This window comes from Gemmatimonadales bacterium, assembly GCA_035502185.1.
Lineage (GTDB): Bacteria > Gemmatimonadota > Gemmatimonadetes > Gemmatimonadales > JACORV01 > Fen-1245.
Window position 1 is genome coordinate 1 of sequence record DATJUT010000062.1, and the last position, 4,520, is coordinate 4,520.

At 69.5% G+C, this 4,520-nt stretch carries 5 protein-coding genes; 1 reads left to right on the plus strand and 4 read right to left on the minus strand.

Annotated features, from left to right (window positions below; all coding sequences use genetic code 11):
• From VMF70_08225 to VMF70_08240, 4 genes are all read right to left on the minus strand, one after another.
• Positions 1-314 (minus strand): hypothetical protein (locus VMF70_08225; GenBank protein ID HTT67999.1); only part of this gene is annotated, 314 nt, incomplete at its 3' end.
• A 159-nt stretch (positions 315-473) separates the two neighbouring features.
• Positions 474-920 (minus strand): hypothetical protein, encoded by a 447-nt coding sequence (locus VMF70_08230; GenBank protein ID HTT68000.1) that lies wholly within the window; start codon positions 918-920, stop codon positions 474-476.
• Positions 921-1,131: 211 nt separating this feature from the next.
• Positions 1,132-1,374: a hypothetical protein gene (locus tag VMF70_08235; protein HTT68001.1), complete on the minus strand. Its 243-nt coding sequence runs from the start codon at positions 1,372-1,374 to the stop codon at positions 1,132-1,134.
• Between the two features lie 17 nt (positions 1,375-1,391).
• Complete coding sequence (locus VMF70_08240) at positions 1,392-1,733, minus strand: FHA domain-containing protein (GenBank protein ID HTT68002.1); 342 nt, start codon at positions 1,731-1,733, stop codon at positions 1,392-1,394.
• 42 nt (positions 1,734-1,775) lie between these two features.
• On the opposite strand from VMF70_08240, the gene VMF70_08245 reads away from it, so the two are divergent.
• On the plus strand, positions 1,776-4,520 hold a 2,745-nt coding region (locus VMF70_08245), incomplete at its 3' end, for a protein kinase (protein ID HTT68003.1).

Sequence of the window (4,520 nt, forward strand, 5' to 3'; positions counted from 1 at the left end):
GACGAGCGATCCGGGAAGAGCGTGACGAGGGCCTCCTCGGCCGCCGCGGCGGCGGCGGCAGCCGGCGATGCGTCTCGGGGACCTGCTGGCAGCACGTGCACCGGCGTGTAGCCGCGCTCGATCCCGTTGATCGCGTCGAAGACCGACGACTGCACGATCGCCGCGGCCCGGGCCGCTGGGGGCGGCGGCGCGTTGTCGGCCTCCAGCACCGCGACCATCGTGCGGTCCCAATCGGTGACGACATTGGCGCTCGCGACTGACGGTAAGACGAGAGCTCCGAGACAGACGAGTACGAAGACAACTTTCTTGATCATGGAGAATCCTCCGGTTGAGAGCTGTGATGTGACAATCGTGCGAGTCCACGAGCGCCAGATGCACCCCGTCGACGCTGAGGTGACTTTCCGGCTGCGGGGAGCTCGCGTGGTGATTCGCCTACCTGTGCGCGAATGACGGTGCCCCCGTGGCTTGGTCCCTTACGTGTGCTCGGGTTGGCTCCGGCGGCGGATGGTGAGTTTCCCGGCGGCGATCAGCAGCGCGATCACGGCGATGACCCCGACGGCGCCGGCTCTATAGTCAAAGCCGTTCGTGCTGCTCGTGTCAGCGTCACTCTGTTCGATCGCCCTGGGGGGGCCGCTGGGAAGCCGCTGTGCCTCCTGCGCGTCGACGTGGTGGATGATCGCGATCTGGGAGGGCGGAGCAGCCATCGACAATCCCACAGGCGCCGCGTCGATCGGCTTGGCGCCCGCTGTAGTCGCGATCCCGCCGAGAGCGAGCATCGCAGCGGCGATCACACCGGCGGTACGGGTTTCGTGAATGGACGAGTCATGAACTGCCTCCTGGTCCCGGATCGGATTGCCCGTGTGTCTCCGATCGATCTGGTTGTCGCGAAGATCATGGCCGGCCGGCAGGCCAGATGCCATGGCCGGCCGGTGGTCAATGTGATGGCGAGCGAGTAAGGAGATACTTGCCGTCGCGCGAGGCTCTCGCCCGATACTTGCCGCCGCGGAAGGTTTGCCTTACCCTCTGGCCGGGTCGGTCGGGCCAGCGGGCTATGGCAATCTCGCACCGAGGGGTGGATGATGGTGCGGTGGCCCGCGGAACGAGGATCAGCGCCGTGGCAGTATCGGAGAACTACTGGTCGTCGTGTGCTCGCAGCTGCGTCAGCGAGACCGCGCCGCGCCGGAGCGCCTCGTTGGCGAGTCTGGCGCGCCGGTTGGAGTCCGCGGCGCCCACGCCGAATTTGTCGTACAGGTTGGATAGGTGCTGTTTGACGGCGGCCTGGGTGATGACGAGCTCGTCGGCGATCACGCGGGTGGATGCGGGCTCGGTGAACATGTCGCGGTCGAGCAGGGGTCGGCAGAGCGCTACGAGCACGTCCCGCTCGCGCGTGGTCAGTGACGGAGGCGCGTCTTCAGCCTTTGTCTGCGCGCCCGCAGTGCGAGCGGGTCGCGGAAGATGAGCCGGGTCTGGCCGATGCGGATCTCATCACCGTGGCGCAGCCTTTTGGGAGGACCAGATCCCTCGCCGTTGACCCAGGTGCCGTTGGACGAGCCGAGGTCGGTGACGCACCACCCGGAGGGAAAGTACTCGAGGATCGCGTGCAGGTGGCTCGCGGTGGGGTCTTCGGCGAGTGAGACGTCGTTCTCTGCGGCCTTGCCGATGGTGGTGCGGTCGGCTTGCAGCGGGAAGCGCCAGCTGTGCACCCCGTACGTCACCTCGACTTGCGCGCCCACGTCAGAAGGTTAGAAGGACAGTACGCCTGTGTGGGAGAGAACATGGCAACGCGGGCTCTGATCAAGGAGCGCTACGAGATCCTCGAGCTGCTCGGGATCGGTGGGGAGGGGCGAGTCGTAAAGGCGCTCGATCGCCAGCATGACCGGTTCGTGGCCCTGAAGATCCGTCGCGTACGCGATGCTCAGGCCCGGGAGGAGCTCTTGAGTGAGGCGCGGATCCTGCTCGCAGTTCCTCCGCACCCGGCGCTTCCGCTGGTTCGGGAGGACTTCTTCGAGGGCGAGGATTACGTATTGGCGATGGACTGGGTGGAGGGCACGGACCTCGCCACGTTGCTGCGCGATCGCGGCCGCCCGGGGCTCGCGCCGTCCAGCGTGCTTGCCTATCTCTCGCAAGCGGCCGAGGCACTGACGCATCTGCATTCGCAGACCCCGCCGGTCATCCACGGCGACGTCAAGCCGGCCAACTTGATCCTCACCACCGGTGGGCGCGTGAAGCTTGTCGACTTCGGCATCTCCTCGGCCCCCAACGCGCTCCGCCGCCGCTTCGGCACCCGCGGCTACCGGGCGCCGGAGCTGGCATCCGACGGCGCTCCGTCGCGCGCCAGCGACGTCTACGCACTCGCGGCCACGGCGTTCGCGCTGTTCGCGGGCGCACCACCATCGGGCGTTCTGCCGCCGTGGGAGGGCATCGACCCGGGTCAGGCACAGCAGCTCGAGGCCGCGATTCGCCTGGGGATGGCGACGAACCCGGCGCGGCGACCGGCCACGCCGGGGGAGCTGATCGAGCGGCTGCGCGCGGGCTGGGCGGCGGCGCTGCCCTCGGGCGTGATCACGTTCTGTCTGTCCGAAATCGAGGGGGCGAGCGCCATGTGGGACTGCGAGCCGGCCGCGATGGCGCAGGCGCTGGTGCGGCACGACGAGCTGATGGCCGAGTGCGTAGAACGATGTGGAGGCCGGTTCCTCAAGTCGAAGGGTGAGTCCACCGTCTCGGCGTTCCAGTCGGCGCCAAGCGCGCTCGACGCGGCGCTGGCCGCCACCCGGGCCCTGTCGACCGAGACGTGGCCGGAAGGTCTTCGCATCGGCGTGCGGTTCGGTATCCACACGGGTGAGGCCGAGCGCCGCGGGACCGACTACGTCGGGCCGTCGGTCAGCCTCGCCGCGCGAGTCCGTGACCAGGCCGACGGCGGTCAGATCCTCCTCTCGTCGGTCACAGCGGAGCTGGTTGCCGGGCATGTGCCCGCGGGCTCGGAACTCGTCGACCTCGGTCCGCACCGCCTGCGTGGCGTGGGTGTACCGGAGCGAATCTACGCCCTCAAGGCGGCGGGCGTGATCTCGCCACTTCCGGCGAGCGATTGTCCCTACCGCGGCCTGCTCGCGTTCGAACCCGAGGATCGCGGCTACTTCTTTGGGCGCGAACGCGTCGTCGCAGAGCTGATCGGCCGGCTGGCGGCGGGAAGGCTGTTGGCCGTCGTGGGTCCCTCGGGGAGTGGGAAATCGTCGGTGCTCAGGGCCGGCCTCATCGCTGCGGTGCACGCGGGCGAGGTGCCCGGCGTTACCCGGGCGCATTTGCTCACCCCGGGCACGTCACCGTCTCTGCGCATCCGCGATCAGGCGGACGTCCTGGTGGTCGTCGACCAGTTCGAAGAGCTGTTCACGCTCTGTCAGGACGCCGGTCGCAGGCAGGCGTTCATCGACGCGCTGCTCGCCGTCCGCGGGCCGGTGGCGATCGGCGTGCGAGCCGACATGTATGGCAGGCTCGCCGATCACCCCGATCTCGCCCGCGCGGTCGCCGCCAACCAACTACTGCTCGGGGCTATGAGCGACGTGGAGCTCGAGCGTGCCGTGATCGAGCCCGCACGGTTGGCGGGGCTACGGCTCGAGCCGGGGCTGGCCGAGCTCGCCGTGCGCGACGTGGCGGGCCAGCCCGGCGCTCTGCCACTTCTCTCGCACGCTCTGCGGGCCACGTGGGAGCGGCGCGACGGCCGCACGCTGACGGTTGCGGGCTACCGCGAGACCGGCGGCGTCCCCTCCGCGATCGCTCGAACCGCCGACGGCCTGCTCGCATCCCTGTCGCTCGAGCAACGACAGATGATGCGCGGCATGTTCCTGCGGCTCACCGAGATCGGCGACGGCGGCGTGTCGCGCCGACGGGTTGAGTTAGACGAGCTGGTACCGGAGGGCGTGCCGCCCGAAGTCGTTCAGGCCCTGCTCGAACGCGCGGTAGACGCACGCCTGGTGACGATCGGCGAGGGAACGGCCGAGGTCGCCCACGAGGTCCTAATCCGCGCGTGGCCAACGCTGCGGAGCTGGCTCGACGAGGATCGCGAAGCCATCCGCCTGCACCGGCAACTCGGCGCCGCCGCGCGCCTGTGGGACACGGGCGGACGGGACCCATCCGATCTGTACCGCGGCGCCCGGCTCGGCGCGGCGGCCGACTGGGCCGAGCACCATCGCGAGGCGCTCAACGCCACGGAGTGCAGCTTCGTCGATGCGAGCCTGGAGGAGGCAGGACGGGAGCGGCGCGCGCAGCTGCGAGCCAATCATCGCCTGCGCTGGCTGCTGGCTGGCGCCGTCGCGCTGCTGCTCGTGGCGGTCCTCGCCGGCGCGGTCGCATTGATCCAGCGAGGGCACGCGCAGGGCCAGGCGCTCACCTCGGACGCCGAGCGGGTCGGTGCGCAGGCCCAGACCGAACCGGACCTCGATCGCGCAATGCTGCTCGCGGTCGCCGGGGTGAAGCTGCAGAATCGTGTCGAGACCCGCTCGGATCTGCTCGCGGCGCTTCAGCGG